Origin of the sequence: Bradyrhizobium sp. CCBAU 45321 (assembly GCF_028128975.1) — a bacterium.
Taxonomy (GTDB): Bacteria; Pseudomonadota; Alphaproteobacteria; order Rhizobiales; family Xanthobacteraceae; genus Bradyrhizobium; species Bradyrhizobium yuanmingense.
This window is the reverse complement of sequence record NZ_LFKZ01000120.1, coordinates 53206-69294: the sequence shown is the minus strand read 5'-3', so window position 1 is coordinate 69294 and position 16089 is coordinate 53206. Positions and strand designations below refer to the sequence as shown.

The 16089-nt window shown below is 57.8% G+C and carries 13 protein-coding genes; 4 read left to right on the top strand and 9 right to left on the bottom strand.

Features of this window, described 5'->3' with window-relative positions:
• Positions 1-102: 102 nt before the first annotated feature.
• From ACM43_RS16635 to ACM43_RS16620, 4 genes are all read right to left on the bottom strand, one after another.
• Entirely contained in the window at positions 103-1920 is a 1818-nt protein-coding gene (locus tag ACM43_RS16635; RefSeq protein WP_271541360.1) for a DEAD/DEAH box helicase, read from the bottom strand.
• 691 nt (positions 1921-2611) lie between these two features.
• On the bottom strand, positions 2612-3061 hold the full coding sequence (locus ACM43_RS16630) for a hypothetical protein (protein ID WP_271541359.1): 450 nt from the start codon (positions 3059-3061) through the stop codon (positions 2612-2614).
• Positions 3048-3830 (bottom strand): hypothetical protein, encoded by a 783-nt coding sequence (locus tag ACM43_RS16625; RefSeq protein WP_271541356.1) that lies wholly within the window; start codon positions 3828-3830, stop codon positions 3048-3050. Before ACM43_RS16625 ends, ACM43_RS16630 begins: the two co-directional genes overlap by 14 nt.
• Positions 3830-4570: a hypothetical protein gene (locus tag ACM43_RS16620; protein ID WP_271541354.1), complete on the bottom strand. Its 741-nt coding sequence runs from the start codon at positions 4568-4570 to the stop codon at positions 3830-3832. The genes ACM43_RS16625 and ACM43_RS16620 overlap by 1 nt, the downstream gene beginning before the upstream one ends.
• Before the next feature lie 146 nt (positions 4571-4716).
• Here ACM43_RS16620 and ACM43_RS16615 point away from each other — a divergent pair, with 146 nt between their 5' ends.
• The 3 genes from ACM43_RS16615 (at position 4717) to ACM43_RS38640 (ending at position 6901) form a co-directional block, all read left to right on the top strand.
• Positions 4717-5382 carry a recombinase family protein gene (locus ACM43_RS16615; RefSeq protein WP_271541352.1) on the top strand — a complete coding sequence of 222 codons (666 nt, stop codon included), beginning with the start codon at positions 4717-4719 and terminating at the stop codon, positions 5380-5382.
• A 174-nt stretch (positions 5383-5556) separates the two neighbouring features.
• The gene (locus tag ACM43_RS38955; protein ID WP_442869314.1) at positions 5557-5901 is read left to right on the top strand and encodes a DUF4339 domain-containing protein; all 345 of its coding nucleotides are present in this window, start codon (positions 5557-5559) and stop codon (positions 5899-5901) included.
• Positions 5902-6484: 583 nt separating this feature from the next.
• A complete protein-coding gene (locus ACM43_RS38640) occupies positions 6485-6901 on the top strand; it encodes a toll/interleukin-1 receptor domain-containing protein (protein WP_333919226.1) in 417 nt (138 codons plus the stop codon).
• Between the two features lie 177 nt (positions 6902-7078).
• Here the strand turns inward: ACM43_RS38640 and ACM43_RS16605 are convergent, their stop codons facing one another.
• A complete protein-coding gene (locus ACM43_RS16605; RefSeq protein WP_271541501.1) occupies positions 7079-7660 on the bottom strand; it encodes a transposase in 582 nt (193 codons plus the stop codon).
• 1486 nt (positions 7661-9146) lie between these two features.
• On the opposite strand from ACM43_RS16605, the gene ACM43_RS16600 reads away from it, so the two are divergent.
• Positions 9147-11096 carry a hypothetical protein gene (locus ACM43_RS16600; RefSeq protein WP_271541351.1) on the top strand — a complete coding sequence of 650 codons (1950 nt, stop codon included), beginning with the start codon at positions 9147-9149 and terminating at the stop codon, positions 11094-11096.
• A gap of 383 nt (positions 11097-11479) precedes the next feature.
• Here the strand turns inward: ACM43_RS16600 and ACM43_RS16595 are convergent, their stop codons facing one another.
• From ACM43_RS16595 to ACM43_RS16580, 4 genes are all read right to left on the bottom strand, one after another.
• Positions 11480-11752 carry a hypothetical protein gene (locus ACM43_RS16595; protein WP_271541349.1) on the bottom strand — a complete coding sequence of 91 codons (273 nt, stop codon included), beginning with the start codon at positions 11750-11752 and terminating at the stop codon, positions 11480-11482.
• A gap of 281 nt (positions 11753-12033) precedes the next feature.
• Positions 12034-13689, bottom strand: a complete 1656-nt coding sequence (locus ACM43_RS16590) for a recombinase family protein (protein WP_271541347.1) — start codon at positions 13687-13689, stop codon at positions 12034-12036.
• A gap of 797 nt (positions 13690-14486) precedes the next feature.
• On the bottom strand, positions 14487-14957 hold the full coding sequence (locus ACM43_RS16585; RefSeq protein WP_271541344.1) for a CC0125/CC1285 family lipoprotein: 471 nt from the start codon (positions 14955-14957) through the stop codon (positions 14487-14489).
• Between the two features lie 159 nt (positions 14958-15116).
• Positions 15117-16088 carry an HNH endonuclease gene (locus tag ACM43_RS16580; protein WP_271541343.1) on the bottom strand — a complete coding sequence of 324 codons (972 nt, stop codon included), beginning with the start codon at positions 16086-16088 and terminating at the stop codon, positions 15117-15119.
• Position 16089: the final 1 nt, after the last annotated feature.

The window sequence follows — 16089 nt, the reverse complement described above, 5'->3', positions numbered from 1 at the left end:
CAACCTACCACGATGTGTTCTTTCAAATGCGGGCCTGCAGCGGGCGATCCGCCGCTCGATTGACTGCACTGCCGCGTGAAAGAGCGCCTGCACAGCGTCGGGCTACGCGATCAAGCGCTGCACCAATGCCGACTCGCTCGAATACGTCAGGAGCGCCTCGTGAGTTGCACGGGTCACCCCGACATAGGTCAGCCGGACACATTCCTCGACGGTCTCGCCGTGGCGGCCGAGCAGGCCCAAGCCGGTGATGGCGACGCAGGGAAACTCCAGCCCTTTCGCGCTGTGCATGCTCAGGAATCGCACGGCGACCCGCTTGACCGCAACGCGGTTGCGATTGTCCTTGGCGATGTCGATCGGCGCACCATGCCCAGAGAGAATCTGCGCGACCCGTCCGCCGATCCAGTGCTCCGGGTAGAGACACGCCATCTGCGACCACTCGTAGCCGGCTTTCTTACGGTCGAGAAACCACTCGGCAACGCAGTGAGCTTCTGCGTCGATGCTCACGCACCGCCGCACATCCGGCTCCAGTCCCTGCCGACCCGCATCTTCGGGCAGCAGGATGGCGTGTTCGTCGTCGGCCGTGATGCCGGGAGCGCCGATAACGTCCGCGGCGAAGCGTCTCGCGAAGGCAACGATTTGGGCGGTGTTGCGATAGTTCACCTTCAGTACGGTCGTTCTGCCCTTTGCTTCAATGCCGAGCTGGCTCCAGACCGGCCGTTCACGCCCCTTATAGATAGCCTGGATATCGTCGTAGACGACCATCAGCGCCTTGGTGCGCGGGTTCACCATCTTGGCCGCAAGCGCGAGCCATTGCGGTTCGAAGTCGTGCGCCTCGTCGATCAGGACCGCGTCGTACTGCTCCGCCGGGATATGGCCGTGATCGACCGCCTTCACGACCTCTGAAACGCTCGCAGCCAGGCGCTCCGCGTAGTCCGGATAGTCTCGCTCGGATGGGGCGACAATCCCGTACGTCCGCAGCATCCGGTAGCACCACGAGTGGAAGGTGAGAACCTGAACGCGGTCCTCGACGCCTCTGCTCTGCATGGCATCTTCGAGCCGGCCGGCGATGCCGTTGGCGTAACACAGGATCAGCACCGGCTTTGCCGCCGCACGTGCCAGATACTCGGCGCGAAAAGCGAGGATCAGGGTCTTGCCCGATCCGGCGACGCCGCGAATGATGCGATGCCCCTCGCCCAGGCTGCGCGCGAACTGCTCCTGATGAAGGTCCATGACCGCGAGCGTCCGATCCGAAGAATCGGCGCGAGGCGCATCGTCCAAAGGCAGGGCAATCTGTCGTATCCGAACCTCCGGAAACAGCAGCGCGCGCAGGCGGTCGAATTGCGGCATGGACAGCGGCTCTTCGACACGCGGATGAACCATGCGCCACAATTTCGAACGGAATTCCTCGGGGTCCGCGCCCTCGGTCATCTCGTCCTTGAACAGACAGAGATGCTCGGAGAACACCTCCTTGAGATCGGTCTGATCGAACTGCTTGCGGGTGATGTTCGTGAACACGGCCCCGAAGCCGAACGGAACAATGGACCGGCCCGCGAGGCGATGCCCCGGCGGAAACAACAATTGCCCGTCGCGCTCCAGCGTTCGCACGACCTCGAACGTATATTTGCGAGCCTGCTCGAGCGGATTGCTTTCCCGCACCGCACCACGGCTCGTCAGCAGCTCGACCTTCGTCTTGTCCGCCGAAACGATCGTCTCCAGGCGCCAGTCTTTCACCTCGAGCACGAGCAGGCCGTTCGCGGGATGAATGATGATGAAATCCGGATGCCGGTTGCGAGGGCCGACGGGCAGGTTGTGCCAAACGACGGCGTTCTCCTCGAGGAAGTCCTTCAATCGTTCCGCCAGTCGTAGCTCCCCACGGCTGTCGAAGCGTGCGAAGCCGAGACTCGGGATCAAGATAGCCATGTCACGGCCGCGAGCACCATTTGCGGACCGCCTCGTGAGCTACGTGCAACAGAGCGGCCGCTCCAGGCTCACATGGTTGCCTAGAATGTGCAGGTTTTCAATGGCTTAGGATTTGGCTGGCGCTCCCTAGGGGAGACGAAGGGCATCTGAAAAACGCACTGAAAAATCAAGCAAAATCATCTTTGCTGCTGCTGAACTGCTACCACGCCTTGCTACCACTTCTCAAGGCACGGCGCGCAACTACGTACCGCCTCACGCAAAATGATACCTTGCGGGCACGATGCAGAAATTGATGATTTTTGGCATCCTATCGGGACGGGCTACGTGAAGGACATCGCCTGCTAACGTCACACCTTCAAGCGTGGTGAAGCGCGCCGCTAAGATTGCACCGTTCCTGGTTTGCCCAGCACGAGCATCACAGGCATACCCCAACGCGACAGCACTTCGTTTTGCAAAAGAAATAGATGGTAGCGCGCTTGCCTCCGCACCGGGTCGAGATGCTGGAATGACAAATCCCTGCTCGAGGATCAGTCGAGCGTTATCTTCCGATGTACCATGAAACCAGACAAGGGGGTCTTGATCTAGGCCCTCCGGAAATACGCAATAAGCTCGCTCCTTCAGGCCTTGCTCAATGAATGGGAGTTGCTCCGGATGCATTTCATAACCATCGTTAGCTTTTACTAATGATGCTTCAGGAGCCGCTTGAGGGCACCGCTGGTCCCTCTGGTGCTTGCAGCCACTGAGCAAGCATCGCAAGTTCAAGCGCGTGAGCGTACTGAATGTCGAAAGCCTTGTCAGGCTCCAGCGAAGGATCAAATGGTAGTCGAATAAAGGCGTGGTGGAGTTGATGCGGCTCAATTGGATCGGGGTGCACCTCACGGTTATTCTTTGCTGCAGCTTCTTGGAGCAACTTTGCCCACCCACGACAAGGGCGGCCGCGCAAACCTGTCTGCACCGCCGCCGCAGTTGCCAAACTGCTCACGTAATGAAGCCGATCCACTGACAGCTCGTTCACACCCTTCTTCTCAAGGAATACTTTGGGTGGAATTGAACCCTTGTTGACGGCGCTTTTGACATCCTTGCTATCGAAAATCGCCCGCCCCAGTTCTTCGGCGGGCAGCAATTGATTAGGCGGCGTCATCGTTTCTGAATGGCTGCAAATAGAAGTTCAAATGGGTACGCCACGTCTTACCGTTCATAGCGTAATCAGCTCGGAAACTATCTCCAGCGGAACTACCGAAGAAATGGATAGTGCGATCCGGCCTGACTACAACGAGCAGCCCTTCGGCTTCCCGCTTCCAGAAAAGGTTCAAATTGCCTTGTGGGTCGATGTCTGTTGACGGCGCTTCCGCACCAACTGCCGCTGCCTCAGCCAAAACACTTTGCCCGAGTTGGGCCAAAACAGCCTTTGTCTCAGAACCCAGCTCAGTTGCGTCCTCACACTCAAGAGCGTCGTTCAGCTCCTCGAACGCATCATTCAGCCAATCTACGGCCTTGAACTTCTGTTCGGAGTGCGGGGTATGCTGAACAAGATGCGCCTGCATCGCATCAATGGCGTTCAGCACGCTCTCAGCGGGGTTGATCAGGCCCTGCACTGTCTCAAAGTATTGAAGAACGGAAGGCTCCACGATGCTCGTGTAATCGAGCGCTGCAGTTTTAGTAAGCCAACCACCGAAGGTCCGTGAACCAGCCCCCGCTAGTCCGCTGCAGATATGGGGATCTGAGGCGCTTGTTGTCATCGCCAGATCGAGGAGGCGCTGCCGCTTGGTTAAGCGCAAAGCTGCTTTGTAGGCCTCGTACTCGGCGTCGCGCTGAGTGGGCGAAATCACTTCTGTCTCATGCTCGTCAGCCATGCCTCCCAGCAGGCGGTTGGCAAGTATTCCCTCAAGGCCGGTTACTGAATTACTCATCAAAAAACCTCACCCAGCCGAAGATTTTCCTCCAGCACACCGCGAAGGAAGTGTAGCTCAGACAAAATCTCTTCGCCTTGAAACTGAACCTCTGTTGCTGGGGCAGTGTTAAGGTCGCTTTCGAAGTTCACGTAATTATCCTCCGAGAGAACGGTAGGGCTTTCCGTTAGCCCCAGAGCACCCATTCGCGTTCTTAGGGAACTCCATGTTCCGAGCCGATTTACTACTCTACCAGCAGTGTCTCGAATTGGCCAGTTCACGCGATAGGTGAGATCACTCATTCGCTCAGGTTGCACTGCGACAGACTTAAGAAGGCCCTTGAGCATTAGATAAGCCTCCGTCTTCGAAGAAACAGGAGACAGGAATACGCCACCTAACGCGATCCGGTGGACCGCCTTCGCCCGAGCACAAATAGGAGCAATTCTAGAGAACGTAGTCTCAAGCAGGGTGTCCACAGAGCCCATCGTCAGCTTGGGCAACGTCTGGCTCTCTTGGAGAGGCACCTGCAGCAGCGGGCTGAGGGCTTGGTAGGTAAGATCAATTCGGCCGACACCGCTCGAAAGGGAGAGCAGCTTATCCTCGAACGCCCCACTTACGACGACGATGGCGTCCTTAGGCTGCCTGTTCTCATTGTCGGGCGAAAAGCCGGTAAAATCGGTCCACCATTCGGAGGAAACCGCTGTCGCCTCTATGGGAAAAAGGGTCACCCGAAGGGCCTGCACTTCCCAATTTGCTGACACGGTGCCACCTATCTGTTGACTGGGCACCTTTTATCTAACCTTCCTTAAGCATCTGCAACACGCGCTCATTCACATCTCGCTTGTAAAAATCCTAATCGGTCGATAAGGTTCTTTACAGACCAGCTCTGGAGGACCTTTACGTGCCGATGGCTCCCCTGATCACCTACATCCGCGTCAGCACCTCGGGCCAAGGCCGCTCAGGGCTAGGCATTGAAGCCCAGCGGCAGACCCTCGCCCACTTCGCCGCCTCCGAGGGATACGAGGTCGCCCGCGAGTTCGTTGAGGTGGAGACGGGCAAAGGCTCGGATGCTCTCGACCGGAGGCCGCAGCTGAAGGCCGCCCTGGGCACCGCGCGCAAGCTCAAGTGTCACGTAGGTGTGGCCAAGCTCGACCGGCTCAGCCGCGACGTCCATTTCATCAGCGGCCTTATGGCTCACAAGATACCCTTCGTGGTCGCCGAGCTTGGGCCCGATGTAGACCCTTTCGTGCTCCACCTCTTCGCGGCACTGGCCGAGAAAGAACGTGCGCTGATCTCCACTCGTACCCGGCAGGCCTTGTCGGCCGCCAAGGCTCGCGGGGTCAGCTTGGGCAACCCTAAGCTCCACGTGGCTCGCAAAGGGGCTGTGGAAGCCGTTAAGGCCGAGGCGGACCGCTACGCTGCCAACGTGCTCCCTATCATTCGTGAGGCTCAGAAGGCTGGCGCAAGCACGCTCAGGCAGCTGGCCGACGCGTTGAATGCGCGGGGTATCCCTACGGCCCGAGGTGGCCAGTGGTACGCTCAGTCCGTCGCGAACATCCTACAACGGGCATAAGGGGGACCGTGATGTCAGCTCTTGGCACAATATCGGTGTTACTCGCGTCACTGCTGTCAATTGTCCCTGGGGCGACATGGCCCGCAAGCGTGCTTTTCATCATTGGCCTGTGGATGGTGTACTCCTCTTGAGCACCCAGGGGACACTGGTCTAGCCTTAGGATGTTTGGGGGAAATGCACTTGGCCGACGCGTGGTATTGCGCCCATCAGGGCAGGCAAATTGGACCGCTTGCGCTTCAGCAGATGCAGGAGACAATGCTGCACATGTCTGAACCGGAGAGCGCCCTTGTTTGGCGGGCGGGGTTCTCCAATTGGATGAAGGCCAGTGACGTGGCCGAGTTCAGCGCGCTAACACTTAGGCCGCCCCCAGTGCCTCCTGATCAACACCCTACGTGGAGGGTTAGTTGGTGGTGGTATCCCGTCCCGTTCATCGCATGGGGCGTTGGTAGTCAGATTGGTCGGAAGGTCATGGCCTGGAATCATGTCCAGCGGAGGAAAGCGAAAGCGCTGAGGCGCTAGCGCGAAAAATGAGGCTCCCTTTCGCGGAGGGATCCTAATTTGGCGACGCGTCCCCACCGGACTTCAAGGCTTCTTCGCTTAAAGCCCCCGCCGCCGCCAAGCTCCCAGCGCCCGTGTGTCTTCAGGAGAACCTGGGGCGCCAAATGAGCCTCTCGTGATCGGTCGCCGCGGACCTAACGACCTATACGGCCTGCGCACAGCCGAGGGTGGTGATGTTGCCTTGCACGACTGAGGCTTGAGATTGGAAGTGGTGCTGGATATCATCGCCTCCATGGCAAGATGCACAGCACCAAGATTTGGCCATCGCACGGCGAGCGGTCGAGCGGCCTGCCCGGCATGTGGCGGGGGCGGCTACCGAAGCTACGGCGGTTATGGCGGTGGCTACGCCTCGTATTCGCCCCCGTCGTATTCGTCCCCCTCTTACTCTTCGTCGGGTAGCAGCGGGGGCGGCCGGAGCAGCGGCGGCCGGTCCAGCCGCAACATAAAACCACGCTGGTCGGGAGCCGGTTCGTCTCAGCTTTACACGCCCGAGGAAGTACGGGCGCTCAATCCAATACGGGACACCGTCGAGAAGCGAGCGTCCATGCCGGACCTACGGCACATCTTTCTGTGCCACGCGTGGGACGACCGCCAGGGTGTCGCCAAGGAACTGTACGATCTGCTCGTGGCACGCAATGTCTCGGTCTGGTTCAGCGAGAACGATATTGGCCTCGGCGAGCCGTTTCTCCGCGCTATCGACAAGGGACTAGCGAAGTCGCGGATCGGGATCGTTCTGGTGACCCCTGCGCTACTGAAGCGCCTCCCGGCAGCGGGCGTCGCAGACAAGGAGCTTTCGGTACTCCTGGCGCGAGACCAGCTCGTCCCTATCGTGCATAACACAACGTACGAAGCTCTCCGCGAGGTCAGCCCCATGCTCGCGTCGCGAAATGGCTTAGAGACTGCAGAAATGCCGATGGCCGACGTCGCGGCCAAGCTCGCCGAGTTGGCCACCCTTCCCTAGATCTATTTTCGGGGCGTCCGTTCGCCCACTGATCTTCACGAGAAAGCGCTCGAAAGGAACCGTCCCACGAGGCCTAGGGGGCATTTCCAAGACCGTTTTCTTAACTGCATACAAAGCACCTCTTTTTCGAGTGTCTTTGCATTTTGTATCAACGACTTACCGACCAAGCACACTGACTTATACCAGAGAGCGCCGCCGCTTCTTGCGCGGCTTGACCTTCGGCGCCTGTAGCAGGAGCCTTAGCAAGCACTCAGTGCGCATCATGATATCCTTTGCGCTGCGGGCCGGAAGCATGTCCTTGAGCGCCCCGGTCGCCTTTAGTGTCTTCTCGCGGTTCTCTCGTTGATGGACCATCAGGTCACGAGGCCATGCACCAAAGACGCGCTTTCGTCCCCGATAGGGCTTTACGGCACGCTTGATCACATCCCGCATGCGCAGCACGGTCCTATAGTTTACCCCAAGGTCTGACTGTATTTTCAAGAGCGGCAGCTTGACATCGTAGCTGAAGGCATAAGCTGCGAGCACCCAAGTGCTCAACGGGATACGCAGGCGCTCGAAGAGAGTACCTACGGTGACACTGAACCCCTTGCGACACCGCTTGCACTGACGGAGGCCCTCGCGGTGGCTGTGCTTCTCACCGCCAATCAGGAACACCTCGGGCCCCTGCGCATCGCATCGAGGGCAGTGAGGACCGTTGGGCCACCTAAGTCGCTCTAAGAGAGCCCGAGCTGCGGTGTCGTTTTCGAAGGGAGACGGCATAAGCATCAGCGGGTCCGGCCTTGTGACATCCCCACCATAGGCCGTTTTGTTAACTACACAAAATAAGAGCGCGAACAGAAGCGTTTGCACAAAGGATCAACGGCTTAGCGGACGAACTCCCGGCGTTCTGACCAGAAGGCGAGCCATTTGATCCCGCCGTTTCGTTAGGTGCATACCAAACCCTGCCTTTTTGAGCACCACTGGCAATGATGCCAAGCACTTAGCGGCAAGGCGCCCCCACCTATGGAGGAAAGCGCAGCCACCGTCCCCCGATGGATACCACGGGCTGCTCCTCGCTCACCGCGCACACCGAACTTGAACCAAGCACTTCCACCTATTGAAAGGAACCCCCATGAAATGTGAGCTGATAATGGATGAGTTTACACTCGACGACCTCTTCAACGAATTGTTGGCCGAACTGCAGTCTTTCAGATCCTCCGCAGATTGGTTGCATGAAGACGGATACGAACTGGCGCTATGGAGGACGCTTGAAAGGCTATATCCGCGATTAATGCTCAACCGCGCTCTTAGGAACCAAGCTATCAGCAAGTCCACATGATGACCTGCGGTTCGCCAGTGCATTCCTGGGGAATTAGCTACCTCGTGGCAGCTATCGGCCTCCCCTCGGCTATCCTGTGGTTCAACACGCGAGCCTTCGGAGCCGAGGGGAATCAGATGTCGGAAGACGAGAGCCAGCAGCCATCACCAAAGACGCAGCGGTACTCGATGTCGCAGACCTGTTCTTCCAGTTGCGCGACCGGATGCCGATCTCCTACGTGGCCACGCTCCTCCGCGTGGCGGCGACACAGGGCCTCACGGTCTCAGAGCTGGCCGTACGTCGCTCTGTGAGCGGCGCTGTGTTGTCTAGGCACATCGGTGAACTCGGGAGTCGCACAAGGCAAGGTGGGACTGGCTTAAGCTCATCACCCTGATCCAGAAGACCCACGGGGACCGCAGGGAGTACTGGGTTGTGCTCACGGAGAAAAAGCGCTGCCCTTGCGCCCCAAGTCCACATCGCCGCTAGGGGCGGAGGGCCTTGGGCTCAACGATTACACAAGCGAACCTTGAGCAGGAGCCCACGGTCCCCCGCAAAAACCGGTGACCTACCGTGATGCCATCAGAGCACGCCGCGCCCTGATCGCACTCGGGGCACTTCAGGCTTCTACGGGAATCGCTGAGAAGCCCTCTGGATCCTAGCCACACGTAGAGCACCACGGCGCCCAAACGAATCCTGGGGCTTCTCTGGGAGGCCTAGGGGCTACCTCGTGAGGCAGCTCAAAGGCGATAACACCCACCGCCCTTTGTAATTATATCTGTGCTCGAACTTGAGCGCGATCAGCTGCATCTACACCACAGATGCGCACGGTAGTCGGTACGGTCACCCTGTGACCTTATGTGCCTTCGTCTCCCAAATGGGGGGCCAACCTCTAAAGGAGATATCCTTTAGGGATCTCACCCCCATTAATTCACGGACATTTTCAATACTATGACAGCCTATATCGGCCTACACGAGCAATATGCTCTCGTGTCGCCGCAGACGTTCGTCCACAGGTTCACGCAACGGTGGACCAATGAGTTCGACATGCCAGCCAGCGAGCCCCTTAGGAAGCTCTGGCGCATTATGGCAAATACCTACGAGCAATCAATTATCGCCTCCGCTCAAGACCAGCCAAGTCGCTGGCGTGTTCTTCAGCCCCCTACGGGCTCTGGGAAGACTATGGGCGCTGTGGTGTATGCTGCACTCCAAGCTGAACTCAATGCTGGTGTCCCTGATGGTGTAAGACCAATTGGTGTGATGATTGTAACTCGCCTCAAGGCTCAGGCTGACGAGGTGGTGTCGCAAATCAATTCCTACGTAGGTCGCATGGTCGCTATAGCGGACCATACGGACCATAGGGCCGCCCCTGAGCAACTTGCAGAGAGCGACATCGTAGTCATCACACACGAAGCTTACACCAGGGCTAAAGAGACATTGTCTGGTGTCAATGCTGATAGATGGCATCGATTGACTAATTGGCGTGGTGGGCGGCGTCTACTCACTATCGTTGATGAGGCATTAGCGAATGTGGTGAAGCACAGTCAGGTGAAGCTTGATGAGCTAAGCCGGGTGATCGGCCACATCACGCACGAGATGCGGCTCGCTTATCCCGCCCAGGTGGAAGCCTTAGAGACCCTTCGTGAGGAGATGTTGTTCCAAGCCGGTGTCAATGACGGCTTTCGCATTGGCACTGCTCTGGCCTGGGAGGCTGGCCATAGCCCCGCCACGGTGGACCTCTCCGGCCTACGCGCGGACATGCGCCGGTTGCCGTACGACCGCATCATTGGAAAGGACGACGACAAGGAGCGCGACCGATTAGCGAAGCGGTACGATAAGACGCTTGCCGCCGCTGAAGAGCTGCTCGACCAACATGCGTTCATGGCTCTGAAGGGCAACGAGCACACGCTGAACTCATCGGCCCTCGCGGTGCCGTTAGAGCTGCCGGGGCCCGTGGTGCTAGATGCTACCGCTGGCGTGGATTTGATGTACGACCTGATGGAGGACCGCGCAGACATCATTCCGACCCCTCGGGGCGTTCGTGACTACAGCAACGTGACTCTCCACGTAGCGCGCACGGAGCGGATCGGTAAGACCGCAATGGATGAGCTGGCCAAGTCTAGGTTTGCAGCCCTGCAACACAACCTGGTTCAGCACCTTACCCCGGAGCGCCAAGTGCTGTTCGTGGTGCACAAGCGCGTGGAGCACCTCGCACCGACAGCGGCAGACCTGGGCGTTCAAGCGGCCTCAGCCACGCACTGGGGCGCTGTGGACGGCAGCAACGTGTTCAAAGACTACGATACAGCTGTCATCCTTGGGCTCCCCTTCCGGGATCACGTGTGGGGCACCAACGTGTTCTTTGCATTCCAAGGGGTGCAAGGGGACGACTGGCACGATAACCCCTCATGGAAGGGGCATGCGAACGTCCGTGAGCTTCTCCAGCAGCGTCACCTTGCGGCGTCCATCGTGCAGGCCATAGGGCGCGTTCGGCTCCGCAAGGTCGTCGACGTGCAGGGGCGCTGCGCTCCCACGGACGTATTCATTGTGCTTCCGACTGGCGAGCGTGGATCGGAGATACTGCGCTACATCAGGCAGGAGCTGCCTAACGTGTTGGTGCAAGACTGGGCATTCGAGCCAGACGGTCCGAAGGTCCGTGTGAAGCGCTCGGGGATACCTCACGAGCGGCTGGTGACCTTCATGGCCAACCGCCACCCCGGCCGCACCTACATGAACGCGATTGGTAGGGAGTTCAGCCTGAAGCCTCAGCAGCGAAAGGACCTGCAAAAGGTGCTGCGCGATGAGAACCACCAGACCACGGTGGCCCTAAGGTCCTTTGGGGTGACGTATGGGTCGGAGGGTAGGGGCAGAGGCGCCAAGAGCTTCCTGATGAAAGCAGCTTAGCCGGCTGCACACGGGAAACCATCTTGCAAGTAAGGTGGCTGAACTCCACATAAAAAGGCCGACATAGAGGAGGTGCCTTTGACCAAACTTTTGAGTGTGCCGGAGCTTTTCCGTAACTGATCCACGCATTCTTTTGGATCGTCCGGCTCAAGTGCGCGGCGAAGTGAGCGCTGGATGAAAACAGCACGTCGTTAGTTAATGCTCGCGCCGATTTCTCACTCAGGCGCTGTGGCTCTCGAAGAATCTGGCTGACTCCTTGAGAGCTGAGCAAATCCTTAAGGCCAGATGTAGAACAGGCCGCACCTAGGTTTCCATCAGGATCCCTCGGGTGCGGCCTTCTTGCTTGAGGGCCGCAAGCCAACCGATCACTTCTGCGACGGCAGTCAACGGATGCAGTTGAACTGAAATTCGTACTTGTCGCTGAAGGGCCAGTGCTCCTTCCAAACCTTGCCGCTCGGCGCAAGCTGCGCAACACGACCCGCTTTCGCACAATGGGCTTGCGCTTGGTCCGCCGCGAGCTGGTCACAGGGCTCGCCGCTTTTGCACGAAACTCCCACAGTAATCGACGCGGGTGTGCTCAGCATCACCGTCACTTCGGTTGCGTATGCTGCAGCACAACTAAGCGCGAGAAAAGGCGCAAGGAAAACCGACTTCATAGCGACAACCCCATTGAAACTCCCCCTGTCTTATGACCAGCTCAACCAACACGCTTGTCAAACCGGGGCAGGAATCGTGTTTCCGGTATCCCGAAAATCCTCTTGCTTCGTCGGGCAAAACAGTGGTTCGTAAGGCGCTGGCTCTAACTAGTTAAGAGGAACCAGCATTATGGTGGATGAGTCCGAGGCGTCGTCCGAGCTATCGAAAATCGCGAGGCTCAATGGAGACTTTCGCAGGAACTACGGGACACTGTTGGGAGCCTTTCTCTATTTGCGATCAATCAGCGCCGTGCGTGGTCGCTCTTGGTTTTGGGCGGGCTTGCTTTCACTTGTCTGCTCAGCGGCACTGGGGTGGGTGGGAAAGCACGGCCTGCCTTGGTTACCCTCCGGGTAATCGAACGAACAAGAGCCTCAGAGGTTTTAAAGCAGCTCATCGAGCGACTAGCCCGGGCCGCATCAGAAAATCTTATTGTCCGCTTCACCTTGCCATCTGTGGGTAACAACACGTAATCGAGCACTGCTTGGTTATGCTCAGATAGCCTGATTGCAGCTATCCAGCCGGCGGGCACATGCGTATCACATTGGATAGTCCAATGGGGCGAATGGGTCTCCTCCTTTCCCGGCGTCCAACGGGCAGCTCTAACCGAAACGCAAATGGTGCCATTCACGCGTAGCGAGTCTGTCCAACCCCCGGTGCTGGTGCGGCAACCCGTCCTCCTAATGGCGGCTGCAATGCGACAAGCGAGCTTTGTTTTTTGCTCGGACCAAAGAGGCCTCGACTCCAAAAATTCGTAGTTCCGCTTGGGAGTATAGCCGAGCAATCGATACAGGTTCCGCAAGCTGCCGAAGTGAGCTTGACATGTAGCTGAACAAGGCAAGCCTGGCGTGCGGTTTATAATGCCGACACTCAGCTTCCCTTCTTTGAGCAAAGTTCTGCGCAAGCGGAAGAGCATCTCCTCTTCGGTAAGGTCAACACGCCGCTCGTTGATGAACTTGGCGACCTTCGAGAATATGCCCCGGTCAACAATCGGTTCAAGACAGCCCTCAGCCCTGATCCACTGTTCAGGAGGGTTGTAGGTGCGAGTTTGGCGCAGCTTCCATGATCGCCGATTGAAGAGCAAATTCCCGATGTAACTTTCGTCCCTAAGGATGGCGCCTACCATCACCCTGGTCCATGGCGTCCCTGGACGGCTCGGGACTTTCTTCTTATTTAGTTCCCAAGCCACAACCGTTTCACATTTCACCTCAAGGAAGCGATTGAATATCCAACGGACGGTGGCCACCTCCCGCGGGTCCCCAGGGCGGACTCGGACGTGATCAGTGGCCAGATACTTTCTCTGCCCCCTCTTTAGAACGCCCTTCGATTGCTCCTTCTCGTCAACTAGCTCCCGCACTAAGCCATAGCCAGGGTTACCACACGGCTTGTAGCCAAGACGAGCAAAGCGGCATTGACCGGCATAGACCTTCACTGAAAGCTCGCGACTGTACTCCGCCGCCATTACTCTTTTGATGTTCTTAACGATGCTGGCAAGCATAGTGCCGTCGTTGTCGAACTGCTCCGCGCAATATGCGACCTTGATTCCGGCTCGCTTGCACATGAACTCGTAGTGCGCGCTCTCGTCTACGTCTTGGAAGCGCCCCCATCGGCTTATGTCGTAGACGAGGAGGTGACCGAAGTCGGTTTGCGCATTTTCGACATCCTCCATTAGTTGGAGGAGGCCAGGCCTGTTCTTGATCAGCAATCCGCTTTCACCCTCGTCTTTGTACGTACGGACAAGAGTAAGATTATGGGCATGCGCGTAAGCAGCTATCACGGCAGCCTGATTCTGGATCGAATAGTGCTGCATCTCAGTGGACATTCGGACGTATTGAGCAGCACGACTGCCGAGAAGGGTCTTCGGAAGGTGAGCCTCGTGAACGACAAGCGCATTGCTCATTCGCCACCGCCACTTCATGCGTCCCCGCCCGGACGAGCTCAAACTACCACGCGCAGAGTGATTGAACGGCCGTTTGGGCCTGGGAGCTATTTAGTTTCGCCGCCTTAGTCGACTCGGTACACTTGGCATGATTGCCCAAGCGCTCTCTGCGTGAATAGGATTTCTAAGGCGACAATGTCTGTATAGCCGCGAGTCTCATCCCCGACGTTGATCAAGTCAACCACCGTCATGCCCGGCCCCGTGTCAAAATTAGAGGCTGGTGCGCCGGGGATCCGAATGAGCCCCTGCATGCTCGGTCCCCGCGTTTGGATAGCAACCTTGATTTGCGAGGCTCTATGCGAAAAACGCTGCTCGGATCGAAGCGGAACTCGCTGCCACTGATCGATGTCCCTTGCAGTTTGACCCATGTAATTCGCGCGATTCGTCTGATCGAGGGCAGCAAGGGCGGGGACGGCGAGCACTGAGATACCGGCAGTAAAGGCAGCCACACGGAATGTGACAGGATGGAGGCTTCGCGCCTCAAGGATTGGGCGGCACTTTCTTCGCTTCATGTGCACGATCCATTAGCGACCGAACAGCCGCTCCTTTCGCAGCCGCTTCTTGTGAGCCCTCAGAGACGCGCTCGGGCGTGCATTTCGTCGAGGGCGGGTTTCCACATTGGCGCGCCAGAGCCTCCCAACCGACACACTTGCCGGATTGGTTTCGGTACCCGGGGCCTCCATTGTCTCCGCAGGCAGCAAGCGCCGACTGCGCAAAGAAGACCTGCGCTACCACGAGAAGCGAGGCGCCTCTAACGCTCACTTTGGGCGCTCGACGCGGGAACCAACAAACTGCACTATTTCTGTAGCCGAATAGACGCCTTGAGGAGTTGGGCCGGGCGGTAACTTCAACACCCGTACGTAGACGTCTTGGCCTGGCCTGATCACGGTATCGACGCTGCCGGGCGAAGTAGTCGTGACGGCTTGATTTCCAACAAATGTTGTGTTGCTGGTTCCAGGCGTAACAACTGTCGAGGTCCGGCTCGCGTCGGCCGCACTGATGATCTGGAAGTGCGTCCCACCGGCCGCCTGAGTGGTTTCAGCAGCTTTGAGAAGCACGTAGTCCTGCACCGTGGCAGAGTTAGTGTAGGCGTTTCCCCGCGCCTGAATACGCCATGTGTCGGCGGTCATCTGCTGCGCTGCGACACCGCCTGTGAATCCCATGTCTTGATATTTGGTGCCGCAGCCGCCTACTGCGAGGCATACCCAAAAAAACGCAATCCACCGCATCAAACTCTCCCCCAGCCGCGAACATCCAAGCGCAACTTGGGGAAGAGATCAATCAGACCTTCGCCGAAATCGAGGACTAGCAAACACTTCGGAGCCTTAGCCAGCTAGAATCAAGATCCATGACGCACCAAAGGATTCTTTTATGTCCTCCGGTGCGGCCTAGCCTGCCGCTGACGACCAATCAGCGACTATGCCAGACCAACTTAAATGATTGGCAAGCGCCTCCAGTGAGGGCTGGGCTCGGGGATCGGTCGGAAGCAAGAGCGAAGAGCCAGCGAGCTGACCATACGTCGTTTTGTGCAGGTTCTGGGCGATTACAACGGTCATGGTCTTGGGATTAATCGACAACAGTCCAAGGTCGAACAACGAATGAATGTCCGCTCTTAGCAAGAGACCATTTTGAACATGGTCGGTATGATCGCCTCGATATGGCATGATATGAGCGGCCTCCAGCGCCTCGGCCGCGTCGCAACCAGTTATCGCGCACCTTTTGTAAGCCTCGAGGAGCGTCCTTCTGAAGTGTGCCTGCCCGCGTCGGCGCACGACTTCGATAATCGCCCTTTGCCGCTGATCAACAGGACCTGAAGGGTCAAAGTTGCCGGTGACCGGTTCCGATTCTGCCCCTGCTCGATCATGGGCTGCATCGATGCCGTGGATACTTCCCTCATCCGAGAAGCCCTCAAGAATAAAATAGCCGTTTCGCCACTCAGATACGGTCGCAAGACCGACAACCTGATACTCGACGCCGGGCTTCGGCTTGGTTTGCAGCAACACCCCAACAGGAATCCCATCGCTCATGCATTTGATCAATCCCCGATTGGTTGCCTCCTTATCCCGTAGTTTAGGATCTTGGTTCTCTTGAAAATAGGGATACACCCAAGAGCCATCTGAGCGCCTCTGCAATTCTTTATCTGCATACGGACTATCTAGTGTTTGCCGCACACTAAGCGCGTATTCCATGTATTGAGGCTTGTAGATTCCCTTCGCTTGAGTAACGAGACGAGCACCATTGTCTGCGTGGGCTTGAATCTCCGACCAAGGGACAATACGACCGGCGTTATCGCGAAACCAACGTAGCGCGCGAGCATGCTCGCCGGTTGTCTTTGCGAGAACATCATCGAGATTAGCCATC